This window comes from Scytonema sp. NUACC21 (assembly GCF_054684315.1).
This window is the reverse complement of sequence record NZ_BAAFZH010000098.1, coordinates 48,546-65,661: the sequence shown is the minus strand read 5'-3', so window position 1 is coordinate 65,661 and position 17,116 is coordinate 48,546. Positions and strand designations below refer to the sequence as shown.

At 42.9% G+C, this 17,116-nt stretch carries 16 protein-coding genes and 1 pseudogene; 6 read left to right on the top strand and 11 right to left on the bottom strand.

Annotated features, from left to right (window positions below):
- Position 1: 1 nt before the first annotated feature.
- From ACYRY3_RS30030 to ACYRY3_RS30020, 3 genes are all read right to left on the bottom strand, one after another.
- Positions 2-352 carry a hypothetical protein gene (locus ACYRY3_RS30030; protein WP_460205334.1) on the bottom strand — a complete coding sequence of 117 codons (351 nt, stop codon included), beginning with the start codon at positions 350-352 and terminating at the stop codon, positions 2-4.
- A 2-nt stretch (positions 353-354) separates the two neighbouring features.
- Positions 355-954: a hypothetical protein gene (locus ACYRY3_RS30025; RefSeq protein WP_460205333.1), complete on the bottom strand. Its 600-nt coding sequence runs from the start codon at positions 952-954 to the stop codon at positions 355-357.
- A 271-nt stretch (positions 955-1,225) separates the two neighbouring features.
- A complete protein-coding gene (locus ACYRY3_RS30020) occupies positions 1,226-1,360 on the bottom strand; it encodes a hypothetical protein (protein ID WP_460205332.1) in 135 nt (44 codons plus the stop codon).
- Between the two features lie 251 nt (positions 1,361-1,611).
- On the opposite strand from ACYRY3_RS30020, the pseudogene ACYRY3_RS30015 reads away from it, so the two are divergent.
- Positions 1,612-2,094: pseudogene (locus ACYRY3_RS30015) on the top strand (DNA repair protein RecN); the annotation flags it as partial.
- Positions 2,095-2,229: 135 nt separating this feature from the next.
- Here the strand turns inward: ACYRY3_RS30015 and ACYRY3_RS30010 are convergent.
- The gene (locus ACYRY3_RS30010) at positions 2,230-3,174 is read right to left on the bottom strand and encodes an ATP adenylyltransferase family protein (RefSeq protein ID WP_460205331.1); all 945 of its coding nucleotides are present in this window, start codon (positions 3,172-3,174) and stop codon (positions 2,230-2,232) included.
- A 233-nt stretch (positions 3,175-3,407) separates the two neighbouring features.
- Here ACYRY3_RS30010 and ACYRY3_RS30005 point away from each other — a divergent pair, with 233 nt between their 5' ends.
- The 4 genes from ACYRY3_RS30005 to ACYRY3_RS29990 all read left to right on the top strand — a co-directional run bounded on the left by ACYRY3_RS30005 (position 3,408) and on the right by ACYRY3_RS29990 (position 7,729).
- Positions 3,408-3,965: a hypothetical protein gene (locus ACYRY3_RS30005; protein WP_460205330.1), complete on the top strand. Its 558-nt coding sequence runs from the start codon at positions 3,408-3,410 to the stop codon at positions 3,963-3,965.
- A gap of 1,247 nt (positions 3,966-5,212) precedes the next feature.
- Complete coding sequence (locus ACYRY3_RS30000; protein WP_460205329.1) at positions 5,213-6,127, top strand: SDR family oxidoreductase; 915 nt, start codon at positions 5,213-5,215, stop codon at positions 6,125-6,127.
- 267 nt (positions 6,128-6,394) lie between these two features.
- Positions 6,395-7,177 carry an alpha/beta fold hydrolase gene (locus ACYRY3_RS29995; RefSeq protein ID WP_460205328.1) on the top strand — a complete coding sequence of 261 codons (783 nt, stop codon included), beginning with the start codon at positions 6,395-6,397 and terminating at the stop codon, positions 7,175-7,177.
- A gap of 18 nt (positions 7,178-7,195) precedes the next feature.
- Positions 7,196-7,729, top strand: a complete 534-nt coding sequence (locus ACYRY3_RS29990) for a DUF421 domain-containing protein (protein WP_460205452.1) — start codon at positions 7,196-7,198, stop codon at positions 7,727-7,729.
- Between the two features lie 154 nt (positions 7,730-7,883).
- Here the strand turns inward: ACYRY3_RS29990 and ACYRY3_RS29985 are convergent, their stop codons facing one another.
- From ACYRY3_RS29985 to ACYRY3_RS29970, 4 genes are all read right to left on the bottom strand, one after another.
- The gene (locus tag ACYRY3_RS29985; RefSeq protein WP_460205327.1) at positions 7,884-9,716 is read right to left on the bottom strand and encodes an ATP-binding cassette domain-containing protein; all 1,833 of its coding nucleotides are present in this window, start codon (positions 9,714-9,716) and stop codon (positions 7,884-7,886) included.
- 11 nt (positions 9,717-9,727) lie between these two features.
- Positions 9,728-11,521, bottom strand: coding sequence for an ABC transporter ATP-binding protein (locus ACYRY3_RS29980; RefSeq protein WP_460205326.1), 1,794 nt, complete (start codon positions 11,519-11,521; stop codon positions 9,728-9,730).
- Between the two features lie 86 nt (positions 11,522-11,607).
- Positions 11,608-12,447, bottom strand: coding sequence for a M56 family metallopeptidase (locus ACYRY3_RS29975; RefSeq protein ID WP_460205325.1), 840 nt, complete (start codon positions 12,445-12,447; stop codon positions 11,608-11,610).
- Positions 12,447-12,866, bottom strand: coding sequence for a BlaI/MecI/CopY family transcriptional regulator (locus tag ACYRY3_RS29970; RefSeq protein ID WP_460205324.1), 420 nt, complete (start codon positions 12,864-12,866; stop codon positions 12,447-12,449). The genes ACYRY3_RS29975 and ACYRY3_RS29970 overlap by 1 nt, the downstream gene beginning before the upstream one ends.
- A gap of 295 nt (positions 12,867-13,161) precedes the next feature.
- Between ACYRY3_RS29970 and ACYRY3_RS29965 the strand changes: the two genes are divergently transcribed.
- Positions 13,162-13,953: a 2-phosphosulfolactate phosphatase family protein gene (locus tag ACYRY3_RS29965; protein WP_460205323.1), complete on the top strand. Its 792-nt coding sequence runs from the start codon at positions 13,162-13,164 to the stop codon at positions 13,951-13,953.
- 85 nt (positions 13,954-14,038) lie between these two features.
- On the opposite strand, the gene ACYRY3_RS29960 is transcribed toward ACYRY3_RS29965, so the two are convergent.
- The 3 genes from ACYRY3_RS29960 to ACYRY3_RS29950 form a co-directional block, all read right to left on the bottom strand.
- A complete protein-coding gene (locus tag ACYRY3_RS29960; protein ID WP_460205322.1) occupies positions 14,039-15,343 on the bottom strand; it encodes an SLC5/6 family protein in 1,305 nt (434 codons plus the stop codon).
- A 60-nt stretch (positions 15,344-15,403) separates the two neighbouring features.
- Positions 15,404-15,691 carry a hypothetical protein gene (locus ACYRY3_RS29955; RefSeq protein ID WP_460205321.1) on the bottom strand — a complete coding sequence of 96 codons (288 nt, stop codon included), beginning with the start codon at positions 15,689-15,691 and terminating at the stop codon, positions 15,404-15,406.
- Between the two features lie 171 nt (positions 15,692-15,862).
- Positions 15,863-17,113 (bottom strand): BaiN/RdsA family NAD(P)/FAD-dependent oxidoreductase, encoded by a 1,251-nt coding sequence (locus ACYRY3_RS29950; RefSeq protein ID WP_460205320.1) that lies wholly within the window; start codon positions 17,111-17,113, stop codon positions 15,863-15,865.
- Between the last annotated feature and the right edge of the window lie 3 nt (positions 17,114-17,116).

Genomic DNA, 17,116 nt, shown 5'->3' with positions numbered 1-17,116 from the left:
ATCACCTCCTGCTTCTTTTAACTTTCTTGATTTTCTTCGGGACGCTGCAATTATTCAATGGCAACATTCGTTGATATGGTACGCGCACTCTTGTCCAGTTGGGAGTCATCACAAACTTAGCTAAGAATCGCCAAGATTTTGACCCTGTAAGCACCCACCAAGTCGATATTCCCCAAGCAGCTACAGCGCACGTCCAAATCCAATTCAATTTCAACAGTCCGTGACATAAGAAATAGGAAATACCAAAAATAACTGTCCAAGGAATGAGTTGATCGGCGGGAAAGGGACCAATATTTGGTTGTTTTCCCAGAGTTGCATTTACAGTGCGGAATTTAGATTTATTCGGCTCCATTCCTATCCTTGAGCAACGCCACCGCCACCGCCACCGATAATCAAATTCGCCAAAATATCGCCCATTGTTACCGCAATCAGAATAATCATCGGTGTCCGGGCTAAATTCTGCCAATCTTCATCTTGACGAGCTGCTTGGATGACCTTGACTAAGGAAATTCCTAAGTAAAGTAAGAACAAGCCCCGCAGCACGTTAAAGACTAAAGGAATTGCCTCACCTGCACCTGTAAATTGCCCGGTCATCCAAGTTTCTGCACTTTGAAAGAACTGAGCAGAAGCCGGAGTGGATAGCGCATCTAATAGGAAGAAAGCACCCACTAGTGTAAATAAAACAGTGGCAATTTTATAACGGCGGTTAAAGTGAGTTAGCCAATTGAAAAAATGATTGAGTTCTCGTAGCCATACCATTGCAGCCGTTCCAAAAACTGCGATACCAAAAGTTGCACAGCTAACTAAACTTGTAGCCAGCGTCATATCCACTAACATGGCTACAGTTGCTCCAATCATCAATGGATAGATGGTGATTGATTGAGATGAGTGACGATGCGGCGAGCGCATGAGTAAAAAATCAGTTTTTTCAGTTCTAAATGTTCTTGATGACATTGGAAAACACCTTTCTCTACAAAAGAAAGCCGATAGCAAACTTGGCTATATCAGTGTTAACAGTTTGTCACCATAACCCCCATCAAACCATTGTTAGAGGTTTGTTACAGACTTTTTGGCATGAAATTTTCTATGAAAATTAAAAAATTATTAAAGCTTTTTGAATAAAAAACAGTGTTACAAGGTTAAATAGTGCTCAAAATTTACGTATACTTAACAATAGAACAAGTTGTGTTATTTTGATTACTAAAATACAAATATTCTAGTAAATTTACTGAAAGCTTCTGCACTCTTTCAACAGATAGAAGTAAATTTCGGGAGCAATTTCTGCTTTGACAAGGAACTTCTTCTTTTCTTTGTAAGTGCGGATGAGTAAGTCTGTTACAGAATCAGAGCGTTGTTTCATTGGATTAACATTGGTGTAGGCGGTGAAAGGGGTGGGATGGGTAGGTTTACTTGTTGCAAGAACATCTCAAGATATTGATTGAGCAAGCCCCGGAAGATATCAGACAGTTGTTTAAATCAGCTCTACAGGAGTTGGATGAATGGAGTCGGATAACAACAGAGAAACTTCAGATAGACAGCCAACACATTAAACTAACAGAAAGCTTAGCGACTTCCAGCAAAGCGCTTGGGACAGCCTTGAACAGTATAGACGGTCCCAACCCAGGAGAACCGCTACAACCCTTAACACAGATAGCCTCTGGGGGTGAAATGAGTCGCTTTCTATTAGCATTGAAAGCTTGTTTTTCTCAAGTTGACACGGCGGCAACACTGGTATTTGATGAAATTGATGTTGGGGTTTCCGGACGAGTTGCACAAGCAATTGCAGAAAAGTTATACCAACTCGGGAATTTCCATCAAGTTTTGTGTGTAACACACCAGCCCCTAGTAGCAGCAATGGCAGACCGTCATTTCCGAGTAGCCAAACAAATTATTAGTATGGATAAGGGTCAGAAAGCCAGTAACGGAAACTCGGAACAGCGTACTGTGGTAAGGGTTACCGCTTTGGACAACTTAACCAAGCGCCGGGAAGAACTGGCGCAGCTTGCTGGTGGGAAGTCCGCTCAAGAGGCGATCGCATTTGCAGAATCTTTGTTAACGCAAGCTGCCAATCACCGTCACAAAGAAAAAAGGTGAACGATCGTAATTCCTTAGCTTCCGGTCACGGTGTACTAGTATACATCGGCAGAATTAAGGCTATCATTGTAAAGCTTTATAAAGCTTTTAATAAAAGCCCGTTACTTTCAGCCTTTAGCCTTTATACTTCATCCTTTACCTACTGGTTTCAACAGCAACATTTTTAAGGATAGTCATTGGTCCGTAATCTTTGAGGATCTGCATTTGTTCGTCATTCTGTACAAATAGGGAACCAGCAAATCCCAGTGAGTTGACAGCAATAGACTCAAAGCTCTCTTGTTTTCGCGGAACAATGAACATCCACTGCCGTGTCACTAAAAGATTGTAAGGACCGGGTTGTCTATTTTCCCTCACTCCATCACTATCTTCTAAACCCACTTTATGTAATAAGCTATGGTAACACTGTAGTGTTGTTTGAGCCCGTGTTATTGGAGATTCCGCCCCATTAAAATCCAATCGTGCAAAGGCATTAGCAAAAGGAAATTTTCCTATAGTTGCCACAGACCCTTGAAACTGAGCGTGTAATAACAAAGGTGCAATGGGTATCTGAGTTTCAGAGGATGTAAGTGGAAGCGGAATCAATTGCAAGTGCTTGTGTCTTTGGCTAGCACCTGCGGTCTTACCACCGTTATAAAACACTAGACCATCCATTTCAGCCAGACAAGCCCACATTGCTGCAAAATCTTCCAAGGTCAGTAAGCTTTCTTGTTCTTCAAAAGCACGGGTAATGATAAGCAGGTGATAGTCAACGACGTTGTATTTGTTCAAAATACAAACATGAGTTTTGGAAAGATTGCTCACAAATAAGTCTTCCTCATAAGGAAGAAAGGGATTGAACTCTTTGCCAGAGGGTGTCGTTTTTTTCTGCTGTTCTTTCTTGGCTGCATCTTTACGAGCTAGGTTAGACAAAACTCGCACTAAGAAGTGAACACCATCTTGTTCGACAAATTCATAATTTGTAGGGATTGACACTAATGCTCCTTTAGCAAGCGCACAGTCAGTCTGTTCTTTGACACGGTTCCACAACGTACCGGGTTGCAGCAGCATTGTTTCCTGTGGAGTGGATTTTTCTCCTTCCATAGTTAACTATTTGTATAGGAAAAATTCTCAAATATGTTACCTTTACTTTACCTAATATCTCCTTTAGCGCAGCAAATTGGCATGGTTGGTCTTCCAGATTGCGCTATTTGTATAACAATTAAATTAGGGTACAGTTAGTCAACATAGTTATGTTTCATTGTGTCCACCTACTTATCTCACAGAGATATTAATCATTACACAAAACGACCCGCCATATAATAAGAGGTCAGGTCATGGTGGCAAAAAACCATCTTTTGAGGTTGAGTGTGGTGCTTTCAACCCTAGTTATAGGTACTTTAATAGATTTTACAACCCCATCAGCGTTTGCATCAACCAACAAAAACGCTCAAGGTCAAATTGCAATTGCGACTTTAGCAAATGGTAAATACCAGTTTTGCAGTCAACCCGACCCCAAAGATTGGCAAGACGGGGCAGGAGTCTGTTTTAATTTTAGTAAGTTAGGCGATCGCGTTGATGGTTACTACGGCTATCCCCATTCAGATCGCTTTGTTTGTATCAGGGGTGAAATTAATGAAAACGCGATCGCGGGCAAAGCGTTAGAGCTACTCTGGGCTGTCGATTCTGAACCTAATATATCTAAATCTAAGCTAGATTGGGACTCCGAAGGGCGTTTAACACTGAGTCAAGGCAATATTATCCGTAGTGCTGACGGCATAGACGGTACTATTCATTGGGTTTTGTTTTCCAATGCTTCACTCAATGTTAATGGATTTTATCGCTACAGTGCCCCTCGCATGACACCTCCATCACAACTTTGCCAATGGGAGTAGCATCATGTTCGGATAAACACTTATACTACGTTTGTAGTTGCGCTTTAGCGGATGTATCGCAAATACAAGTTAATTAATTTATAAGTCATTAGCCAAACATGATATGACATCACGATTGTAATAAGAAATGTAGAATTTTCATTAAACTCACTATTGTCCCATTTTAAAACCGTGCAGTCCCGATCTCAATAGCTTAACTTAGAGTCATTCTTGAATAATTATTCAACTTTCTTAGGGTGACTGCATGGCTACCATCTTTGGCTTAATCTTCTTTTTATCGTTTGTCTTGCTAGTTTTAGTAGCACTTATAGACAAAGCTTCAGGTACAACTAGCAAAGTAGCCATCATTATAACTGTTGCCTTCGGCTTATCGTTACTTATCTATTGGTATGGAGAAAAAAAGGTAGACAGTGTAACGCAAAGTATTCAGGATTATCTCGTTTATGAGAATCTATATTGCGAGTGAAGTACTACTCCTTTTCTGCTCTAAAATTACCGATTTTTGTAGGTAGGGCTAAAGCCCACCATCTTGGCGTTGTAGTGGGCTTTAGCCCTACCTACATCTACATCTATGTGTTTAGGTAATCTTTTGGCGGGAAAGGAGTAACTACTTAACATTAAATTCCAATATTTCAGTAAGAGTGAAAATTTAGTATACCAAATTTCTGCGTATTTTTACTGTAAGTGTTAGTACTAGTGCTTCTTCTAGCGGTAAGACGACTTCTAAGTAAGACACTCTAGAAGAAGCAGAAATTGAGGTACAACCAAATGCTTTGGTTCAAGGATTGGCAATTTGTGAGAAGAATTTAAAAACAAAAGCAACTACTTCAGCGTTTCTACTGAATTTTTCTCATCCGGACACTTGTCAGTAAAATTTCGCTGTTTTTTATCCATTGAGCAATTTAATAATAAGAATAAAAATTGAATCGGCTCAAAGTATTTGATGAGTCGATTAACCGCAACCGCCTAGAAATACTCATTGTTTGGATTCAATTGCTAGAGCATCTGTTCATTATTCAGGATTGGGCATAAAAAACTCAGTTTCTGTTGCTGCAAAAACCGAATTTTCTTAATTCCTTAGTTGGAATTATATACTCATATCTTGCAGCATCGCCTTTAGGCTGGGGAGTATGTCAAAGTCGAAAGTCGTAGAAGAGTTTAACAATTGATTCACCTGACGACTGATGAGCGCCGCGCTTGCTCTTGTTTACCTGAATAGTGAGGTCTCAGTTTCAGGAGTAAGAACAGTGCAATTAAAACCGATAAATCAGCAAGTTGTTGCCATAGTGGGGGCTTCCAGCGGTATTGGTCGCGTTGCGGCTCTTCAGTTTGCCAGTCGGGGTGCAAAGGTAGTTGTTGCCGCTCGCAGTCAACCTGGATTACAGTCTCTGGTGGAAGAAATTCAGAAAATGGGTGGTGATGCAACAGCAGTCGTCGCTGATGTGACAGTATTTGATGAAGTCAAAGCGATCGCAGATAAAGCCATCGAAGTCTACGGGCGGCTTGATACGTGGGTACATAACGCTGCTGTAGAACTCTACGCCGCTTTTGAGGTAACAACACCCCTAGAATTTAAGCGGATTATTGATGTGAACTTAATGGGGCAGGTACATGGTGCGATGGTAGCACTACCCCATCTCAAGCGTGAAGGGCGTGGAGCATTGATTCACGTTTCTTCAATTGAAGCACGACGCAGCTTGCCATTACAAAGCGCCTATGCTGCTGCCAAACACGGTATTGATGGCTTTTTGGAGTCTCTACGGGTTGAGTTGATGCATGAGAAGGTGGCTGTTAGCGTTACAAACGTCATGCCAGCTTCAATTAACACACCCCTGTTTGACAAAGCACGTACAAAACTTGGGGTGAAACCTGTAGGCGTACCGCCAATTTACCAACCCAGCCTTGTAGCTAAAGCTATTGTTGAGGCTGCTGAGCATCCAAAACGCGATGTTGTAGTTGGTGATGCTGGCAAGGCAATTCTTTTAGCTCAAAGAATTTCCCCCGCTTTGGTAGATGCATACATGGCATTGACAGCATTTAACGGACAACGGACAAACGAGCCCAAGTCAGAAAATGCACCTGATAACTTGTTTGAACCCATCCAAGGTTTTGACACTATTGAGGGTGACTTTAGCGACCAAGCACGGTCTTGGAGTTTGTAAATGGCTGCTTTATAAGACTCATAGTTTCTATAAAGACGCGAAATTTCGCGTCTTTACACATATGAAATTTTGGCAAAAAAACCTTAATTGAACCATATTGGATTATAACAAATCCGATTTGAGAATTAAGAATGCAAAACATCTTACTTTGGTGATTAAATATATCCATCTCAGGGGTTTTGCGATCGCTATGACTCTAGCATTAACCTACATTAGGGTACAATCCTTAAGATACTTATTGTTAATTCTTTTAAACTTCAAAATAGTATGAGCTATCAATTTGTGCAAAAGCAGGTTTATGTAGAACAAAACAAAATTTTTTATTTAGAAGGAGGAAATGTATCTAATTCTGAGACAATATTGTTTTTGCACGGATGGGGTGTGGGAGTTTTACCATACCAAGAAATTCTCAATGTTTTATGCGATCGCTATAGAGTCATAGCCCCCGAACTACCCGGTTTTAACCGCTCGACTGAGTCTCAGTTGAATGGTGAATATAACGGTTATGCTAACTTTATAAGTTCTTTCCTAAAATCTCTAAATATTACAAAAGTTCATTTAATTGGTCATTCATTAGGAGGAGGAATAGCTGCTGTAGTAGCAGCTTTAATGCCAAATTTAGTAAAAAGCCTCATTTTAGTAGACAGTACGGGAATACCTGTAGAGCCCGTACCATTGGTATTTTTACAAAGGGCAGTAGAAATGACTGCCCAAACTCCACAAATGAGATTTCCACAAATTTTTCAGATTGTAGAAGGCTTTTCTTACAATCTTTTCTTTAGAACTTACAATACTATCCAATTGTTATTGATGTCATTAACAAAAGATATAAGACCGCTGTTACCAAAAATTCAATCCCCCTGTTTGCTACTTTGGGGAAGCAATGACCTTACAACCCCATTAAGTGCAGCAAGAAAGTTTTCTCAATTTATTGAAGATTCACAATTAATAGTTGTTGATGGACTTTATCACGAGTGGAGCATTTTCTGTGTAGAAAAATTCACAACCATTGTTTTTGACTTTCTTGATGGAATTGCAGACAGGGAATAAGGAGAGAAAAAATTCATGATGGACAAATTGTTTCACGTAAATTGGCAGGAGCTTTTTGTTCCTAGCGTCTCCGTTGTCGAACTCGTTCTTCGTGGAACCCTTGTGTACTTGTCACTGTTTTCTGTTCTACGTCTTATGCCCAGCCGACAAGTGGGAACGCTGGGGATTGCCGATTTACTTGTTGTCGTGCTGTTTGCTGAAGCTGCCCAAAACGCTATGGCAAGTAACTACACATCGATTACTGAAGGAGGCATTTTAGTAGGAACTGTAATTTTTTGGAGTTACTTCCTGAACTGGTTTGGCTACAAATGTCCTCAGTTTCAGCGCTTTTTGAACCCTCCTCCTCTGCTACTGGTTAGGCATGGTAAGGTGATTGAGCGTAATATGCAACGAGAACTGATTACCAAAGACGAATTGCTGAGTCAGTTACGTCAACAAGGCGTGGAATTACTTTCTGAGGTCAAACGAGCATATATGGAGGCTGACGGAAGTATTAGTGTCATTACTTATGACTCAAACCAGCGTTCTGTTCCCAAAGCAAAAAAGACTTAAGTAAGTCGGTAAGAAAAAACGTAACTGGTAAAGATTGTCCTTGGTCATGTGTCAGCTGTCATTGGTAAGAATTTTAAATATATTTATATTTTGTAACGGAGTTCTGTTTATTCTCGCCCACTTACTTAAACCTGCTTGTGATGTCAAGTCTTATTTAAACAGCAAACATTTTTTGCAAATCATTGAACTTACCTTGTGCTTCTACTTTCCCCTTGTTCAAAATAATGATTTGGTCAGCACGGTGCAAAACCCAAGGGCGGTGAGAAACAACAAGGCATGTTGGCATCCAATCACTTGCAACTTTTTCCGAGTAGCCCTTTTGGCTTCTTGCTGCGAATATACGTGACCACAATATTTGTTCGGTCTCAACATCAAGAGCGCTGGAGAGATCGTCAAAAACTAGCAATTCCGGAGAGCGCACAAACATACGAGCTGCAGCTGCTCGTTGCAGTTGCCCACCTGAAAGCCGCACGCCCTTTGGTCCTAGCAATGTCTCCAACCCCTGGTGCATATCTGCCACATCCCGCTCAAATACAGCCAGTTCGATCGCTCGTGCTAAGTCCATTTCGCTTCTATGAAGACCCAACAGAATATTCTCACGAAGCGAGTAGCTAAAAAGTTGCGGGATTTGAGGAGTATAAGCACTACGAGGAGGAACGAAAAAGTTAGCGGGGTCATCGACGCGATCGCCATTCCAGTATATTTCACCTGTTTGCTTTGGTAACAATCCCAGCAGGGCGCGGAGTAGGGTTGTCTTACCAGAACCAATACAACCGGTAATCACTGTCAAGCTTCCCCGTACTAGCTTTAGGTCTAATCCACTAATTCCGCGATTGGTGTCAGGATAACGATAAGTCAAGTTAGAGACTGTTAACTCATGCAAGCACAAACTGTCATTCCAATCCGGCTGCTTCACTGAAGGTAACTGTTGTTTGCGACCGCGTAAATCATTAAGGTAGAGGGGGTTGTGCGCCACCAAACTTTCTGCAGGTACGTCAGAAAGTAAAGCTTCCATACGCTCAAAGGAGACTTCAGTCTGCTTTGACACTGCCAGAAAAACCCCAAAAAACCTTAAAAAGGAACTTACAAAAGAGAGACTGTAGACAAACAAGGCAAAGTCACCCACAGTGAGCTTGTTTGCAGCAGCCTGCATTGACTGCGAAGCAAGAAGCAAAATTAAACCTGTTCCTATACTGACCACATTTTCAAAGCCAGAATTGAGGATTGCGTTTAGCAGTTGGTCTTTGATTGCCATTTGACGGCGCTGTTCGTTAATCCAACGGAAATGGTCGAGTACTTCGTTTTCTGTCCCTGCAACTTGAATCGCTTGCACAGAACCAAACATCTCGCCGACCAAACCTGTCACTTGTTCGGTTGCTTGGCGACTTGCCTGACGGTATCGTTTGATTCTTTTTTGTGCCTGCTGGATGAGTGCGATCGTAACAGCTAGGGGAAGAAAGACACACACCGTAATCCATACATTGATGCTGAGTAAAATTGTAATAGAACCAAGGGCGAACAACCCCCCGCCGATATTCTCTGAGACAAAAGCAACATTGTGTTCTACTTGTTGGGCATCATCACGGAAGTAGCTAATGGCTTCACCAGGCGATACAGTTTTGCCAGCCTCAGTAGATGGCGAAAGGGGTTGAGCACCAGGACGGTTTAAGATGCACTCTAAGAGATTGCGCCGCAGTAATGAACTCATGGTGAAACGGTGCTGAGTTTTGGTCAAACGACCTGCAAATAAGACGGCGACTTGCCCCAGACCTATGGTGAGGAGAAGCGTCATGAGAGCCATAGGGGATAAACTCAGTTGGGACTTGTTTGTTAGAGTGTCGAAAAATTCACGGATAACTAATCCCGGTACAGCGGGCAACCCCATAATGAAGATCCAGAAAAAGCTGTCAATCAAGTACAACTTTGGGTTGTAACGTATCAGTTGCCATAATAATTTCCAGCTGGATATCTTGTTTAATGCAAACATAAAGCTGTGTATTAAGCTAGTACATCGGTTAAACCAGTTTTTAACAACCGGGAGAAACGGGAATTGGAATCGTTGGCTAAATTTTTGCGAAAACCGTATTCGACGATTCGACCGTGGTCTAAAATCAAGATTTGATCTGCCTTTTGCACTGTCGCTATATGATGGGCGATAATGACTCCGGTGCGCCCTTCCAAGAGCCTGTCCACTGCACGCTCAATGAGCTTTTCTGTCATGGGGTCGAGACGGGAAGATGCTTCATCAAGAATTACCAGACCGGGATTTTTCAGAAAAATTCGGGCAAAAGCAAGCAACTGTGCCTCTCCTGCAGAAAGCCCACCACTGTCTGACCCCAATTGCGTATCTAATCCATAAGGCAGTAATCGCAACCATTCAGATAGTCCCAACAATTCCAGCACGTCTAGGAGTTGTTGGTCGTCGATGTTTTTGTTGAAAAATGTCAAATTATTACGCACTGTGGTTTGAAAGAGTTGCACGTCTTGGGTTATCAAACCTACTTTCTGCCGTAATTCTCTCAAGGGCGTGGAGTCAATTGCTACACCACCTAAGCGTATACACCCCTCTTGCGGGTCGTAAAGTCGAAGCATGAGCCTTGCTAAAGTTGTCTTACCACTGCCAGTGCGCCCCAGCAGCCCCAGTATCTGACCGGGCGGTAGATTGAAGGAGATATTTTGAAGTACCCCAGAAGGGAGGGAGGGGGTGAGGAAGTGAGGGAGGTAGGAAGATGGAGATTGTTGGTCTTCATAACTAAATGAGACGTTGTCAAAAACTACAGATAGCGCTCCTGGCGAAAGGGGTGTATCTCCACCTGGGTTGAGTCTTGTTTTGATTTGGAATAATTCTTGAATTCGGTTAATACTGGCTTGTGCCTGTTGTAAACCTTCTAACTGTACTCGGATTTGTTCAATGGGATCGCGCAGAAGATTGCTGTAATAAAAAATGAGGTAGACCGTCCCAATGGTAATTGTCTTTTGAGTCCAAAGATAAGCACCGATCGCTAATGCGATAGCATTACCAGTGGTAAAAAGACCGATTGTTGTTCCCCAAAGAATCGTCTCGCCAAAACGAGCCTGATGAAATGCAGGCAGCCAACGTTGCAGAATGAGATAGAAACGGCGCATGGCATAGCTAATGGCTCCATTCGCCCTGATATCTTCGGTACCTGCGAGTTTTTCTGCGATAAAACCAAAAAATTCCGCACCAATTTGACGATAGGCTGCCCAATAAGGAACGGCATTGGACTGGAGATAGACCAAAATGAGCAATGCTGCTAGGGAAAAAAATGTTAGACTCAAACCAGCCCGCCAATCCTCATAAAAAAGCACCACCAGCACACCTAGTAGCAGAAGGGCATTGCCCAAGACTTTAAGAGTAAAGTGGGAAAAAAACTGGGACAGAGCGTTCACATCCCCATCGACTCGCTCAACCAACTCTCCTGGCGTGCGTGATTTATGAAAAGATAAGTCTAATTTGAGACAGTGTTCTGCCAAGTCAGCCCGTAGAGCATTGGTTGCTGTCCAGGCAACATTTTCACCAAAATAAGTCGCTGCAACCGAGAGAGCTTGAGTAACTAGAGCAACAATAGTAAATAGTAGGGCGGCAATAAATAAGGCTTGCTGGGAACCTCCTGTAACGGCTGTATCAATAAAGTACTTTAGAATCTGAGGGTTAAGGATTTGCAAGCCTATGCTGCTGAGGAGGGTGATAGCAAGCCAGATAATGTACCTTAGCTGGGGCTTGAGATACTCAACGAGTAAATTCCAGTACTGTTTCCAATGAGCTTTCATGGATTAGACTACGGATTTCTGTTGAACGTATCTTATTGTGGTCGAAAATTCTACCACTAACCACTAACCACTATCTACTAACAGTCTTAGGTATGAAATATCACAGTCAGCAACGGTAGCAACGCTAAGAGAAAGCTTTTCCAGTGCTTCAAGTTAGATTGGGGAATGGGCTGTGGTTGTCCTAACAAAGCTTCTATTCTCTGTTCCAAACGGTCTACAGGACTAGAACCCAATGCTGCACAGAAAACTTCTGAAGAGACAGGCGGAGTACTAGCTACCAATAAAAGGGATTCTGCCAGCAGCAGTGGGTCTACCCGAAAAGCAGCATATACGTCAGCTCGTAGTTCGCGCAAAATCAATAGTTCTTGCCACAAAGCGTCTGTGTTGGGTAACCAAGCTGTGCAAAAACGCACCCAACCCAGCCAGAAAAACCAAAATGTGTCTCGGTAATGGAAATGCCCTTGCTCGTGTGCAAAGACAGTTTCTAATTGATTTGCTGAAAGAGTTTGCAGTAGTCCTTCAGTCAGGACGAGTTCGGGTTGCCAAAATCCGATTTGACCTGCAAAAAGTGCCCTTGTGTTCAGAATTCTAACTTGTCTGCCTGCAATATTAACTCGGGGACAGTCGCGAACAGATTTGATAGATTGCCATCCTTCCAGGGTTAGTTTGATACATGAAATAGCCACAAAAGCAAGAACGCTTAAGGCTAAGACATAGCCAAAACAACCAGTTTGCAAGCCACCCATTTTACCTTGAGGTCCCATGCACACCAGGGCAATACCTGTCATTAAAATGAGCAACGGGGGAAAGAGAAAGAAAAATAGTGCTTTTTGCCATTGCTCATTCCAGGTGCCTCGAGTTTTTGTCCATTGCGATCTCATCCAATACGCGACTGTCAAAGCAGCCGCAATCATCAATACGTGCATTATTTTTCCTCCCTGGCTTGGCGTGCAGCTTGAATGCGTTTGGCTATGGCTTGTATTTGCTCGGTTGCAGCTTCATCAAGAGTATCAGCAAAAGCAGCAACTACGTCGGGGTTCCCCACTGCTAAAAATCGCCGTAACTGCTCGTGTGCTCGAATCATGTCAGCTTGCTGCTTTGTCACCAATGGCCGCCAATAAAAAGCTCGCCCTTTTTTGTCGCAGGCTAGCCAACCTTTGTCTGTAAGGCGACGTAACACGGTCGTCACCGATGTGTATGCTAATTCCCGATTGGGATCGGTCAAAATGCGATCGTGTACATCCTTAACTGTAGACGATCCCAGTTCCCAAATGATATTCAAAATTTCTGCTTCTAGTGGACCTAGGGACAGTTGTTTGGGACGGTAGTTTGGTAAAGGTGCCATGTGGATTTCAATTACAGATGGGGCATAACGACTAGGGTCTATGACATAGTAAAAAGTTTTTTCTATGGTGCTTTTTACCCTATACTTTAAGCCAAGCACAACTTGTTTCAGCAGTCTGTTCTTTTCTTTAGATTACCTTGATTTTTCCATTGATAAGTTGCAGTTGTAGTAATAATAGGAATTACCAATGGTTAATCTACTAAATCAATCTTAAAGACTTATTATGGTTGGCACATTCAGTAGTTAGAATGTTGACGTAAGTATTAAATCTTATTAAATCAGGTGTAACCAGCACGTGAAGCTATTTGTTTACCATACTCCGGAATCCACTCCAGCAGATGAAGTGCCAGAATGTGCGATCGCAGTTGATGTACTGCGAGCCACGACTACAATAGCAACAGTCCTAGCGGCTGGGGGTGAAGCAGTCGAAGCATTCAGCGATTTAGATAAACTGATGAGAGAGAGCGAAAAATGGTCTCCTGAAAAACGCTTGCGTGCTGGAGAACGTGGGGGAGCAAAAGTTCCCGGTTTCGATTTGGGTAACTCTCCTCTCGATTGTACTCCTGAACTAGTACAAGGACGGCGTTTGTTTATTAGTACCACCAACGGCACTCGTACTTTACAAAGAATACAAGACGCTCAAGCTGTATTAACGGGTGCTTTTGTTAACCGCGCTGCAGTCGTGCAATATCTTGTAGAAAAGCAGCCAGAAACAGTTTGGATAGTTGGTTCGGGCTGGGAAGGCAGTTTTTCTCTAGAAGACACCGCTTGTGCAGGTGCTATTGCTCATAGCGTTTTGCAAGACACTAACTTGTCACCCGAGTTTGCTGCGGGTAATGATGAGGTTGTAAGTGCGATCGCTCTTTACTCTCAATGGCAAGATAATTTACTTGGCTTGTTCCATCATGCCAGCCACGGTAAACGTCTGTTACGCCTTGAATGTCATGAAGATCTGAAATATTGTTCCCAACCCGATATTTTGGATGTTTTGCCTATACAAACAGAACCTGGAGTTTTAAAGAAGTATTATAATAGCAGTTTCCATGTGGATGAACTACAGCCGTTGCTAAAGGCTAACAGTCGTTAACTCCTACAGATGTAACTCACTGAATTACCAATCCATATTAGTTATAAGATAAGGGATGAACTATAAAAATTTTTCATCCCTACATTTAATTATGCTCTTTTAGCTTAGATAGAGGGTTAAAGTTCTCTGCTAACTGACCAAATAATAAACTCACACTACCACAACCAATGCCTACGATCATAATGGTCAATTCTCCATTATTCCAAAAAACGGCATTGGGCTGGTAAAGAATAATACTTAAGGTAGTGAGAGCGGATAGACTTCCTAGAGCCAAAGACAGTCTCACACTGAAAACGGAAGGTGTGTAAAATTTAACGTAATCTAAGAGATAGGCAATCCAGGGAACCCACACTGCTGAAAGGTAGGCAGTGTAAAACAACAGAATCAAACCAATGATTTCGCCTCCATTTAGAGCAATACCCAAGGCAAACAGAGCATTCACTCCGGCAATCAAAATGCGATTTCCCTGAAATTTAGGTAAAAGCTGCAAGTCCAACAAAGTTTTGGTTTGTACCCGCAACACACTACTGCCTAAACCAAGGGATGGAACTGCTAAAGCCGCAATCAAGAAGGCACCTAAAGGTTGATTGCTTCCACCACCAACCCAAGATAATATGTATGGAATGGCAGCTTTAGCATCCAAGTCTGCAGGTAAAATAGCAGCATTTTGGGCAGCAATAACCACAGCAGAAGGGAGAAAAGCTAAGGCGATGATTGCTAAGGCAGCGAAGATAGAACCGAGATAGACAGTACGTACATCTCGAGCTTGAACTATGTACTGCTGACATTTCATATCAATCAGTACCAGCAAAATTGTGGAAAGGGAAACACCTATCGCTTCAGCAAAACTGATTTGATGCAAGGACGAGATAAATTGTAGGGGTGCTTGCACGTAATTTGGTAAACCGTGCAATACCCACAATCCATAAACTAGCCCCAAGATGTTGAGCAAGAGGAATCCGCGAAACAACCAACTTGCCTTCTCAACTTCCAGCAGTGAGAGAACCCAAAACAAGAACGTCACTATGAGCATGCCGGACAATCTGGGTACTCCCATCACACCGAGAATGGAAGCAGCTGCAATAATCTGGACTGCCCCAATACCAATAAACGATGTCCAAGACATCAAGCCAACGCCAATTTTCACCAAGTTGCCGTAACGATTTCCCAGCAATGTCCAAATTTGCTCAATTTCAGTCCAGTAGAATTTTGCGAGTACTATGCTCGCAATGACGCCCAAACCAACAGAAACCGCATACAGACTACCCATAACCCCTGAGGACACAGCTTTTTCAGCAGTTCCTAAAAGAAACCCCAAGCCATAATGGGCAGACACCAGCAATGTAGCTAATGAGAAAACACTGAGTTGCCGATTTTCATCAACAGTCATCAGAAAAAATAGGTAGAAACCCCGTCCTTCAGCGAAGCGGAGGACGGCTTTACAAATCTTCTAAGCAACAATCAGTCCGTTTGAACGACGAATTAATTTTACTTTGCTAGAAGCAATCTGCCCTAACCGTTTCCAGTTAGCATCGCTGACAGATACTTGTTTTTCGGTGTCGCCACTGACATAGCCAATCCCTTTTGGAGAGTTGACTAGATCGCCCTTACGAACACCGTGGCGAGTAGTAGACCCGCCATATTTACGACGCACTCCACCCCCCGAGGGAACCATTAAATGTAACTGGCGACGGGAATAAGGAGGGCGACGAATGACTTTGAAAGGAGCTGATGTCACTTTGACGCTACCAAACCATTTACCACCATCTACATTTGCTTTGTGGTACTGGCGATATTCAACAAAATGACTGGCGGCAAGAGCTACGCCATCAACGGCGTGAGTGTTAAATTCAGACGTTGCTCAAATTGGTTTGAGCAATCCTCGCCCTTAAAGGGTGAGGTAGGTGAATTAATTTTTTCCTGATGCTGCCGCTAATCCTGCTAAATACCCGGTTGTCCAAGCACTTTGAAAGTTAAATCCACCCGTGACACCATCTATATCTAAGATTTCCCCTGCAAAATAAAGCCCCGGAACTAACTTACTTTCCATTGTTTTAAAGCTGATTTCTTTAAGATTGACGCCTCCACACGTCACAAATTCTTCCTTAAAAACTCCTTTTCCCTGAATTAAGAATTTTCCTTGGGTAATTTCTTGTACTAACAGATTCATTGTTTTATTGGGAAGTTCTGCCCAACGGTTTTCTGGAGCAATGCCTACACGAGAAATTACGTACCGCCAGAGGCGATGGGGTAAATCAGCACCGCGATGCAGTGACATTGCTCGCTGTCCCCATTCATTTTTAACAGCTAACAATTGCTGGCGTACTTCCTCTGGCTTAAGATGGGGTAGCCAATTGATAGATAGAGCCGCTTTATAGTTGCTGGAGTGTAACACTCTTGCACCCCATGCAGAAAGTTTTAGAACCGCAGGTCCGCTCAAACCCCAATGTGTAATCAATACGGGTCCTACTTGTTCTATTTTGGGTTTTTCCGGTACAGTTAAGCACAATCGCACAGATTCAACGCTCACACCAGCCAATTCCCTCAACGCTGGGTCGGGAATATTGAAGGTAAACAAAGAAGGTACAGGTGGTTCAACGGTGTGTCCCAGGTGTTTGGCTAATTTGTAACCAACTGGGTTGCTTCCTGTTGCCAACAGTAAGCGATCGCACTCCAAAATTTCTCCTGACTTAAGAGCAATTTCAAATCGACTTTCTTTCCCGTCTGTGAGCGAGTGGTTGATTGTTGTCACAGAAATTCCCGTCTGCAGTTCTACTCCAGTTGCTTTTGCAGTTTTCATCAGACAGTTCACAATGGTTTCCGAACTATCTGTAATGGGAAACATCCTGCCATCCGGTTCAGTTTTTAGGGGAACTCCTCGACTGGCAAACCAAGCTACTGTATCCTTAGCTTGAAAGCGGGTAAAGGCACCTAACAAAGCTTTTCCGCCTCTTGGATAATTTTGGACTAACCCTGATGGTTCAAAGCAAGCGTGAGTCACGTTGCAGCGTCCACCACCCGAAATACGAACTTTACTTAATGGTTGACGGCTAGCTTCAAGCAAAGTGACTTGAGCATGGGGATTGGCTTCGGCTGCTGCGATCGCACCAAAAAAACCAGCTGCACCACCACCCACAACAACGACCCTCAGAGGTTTCACGAT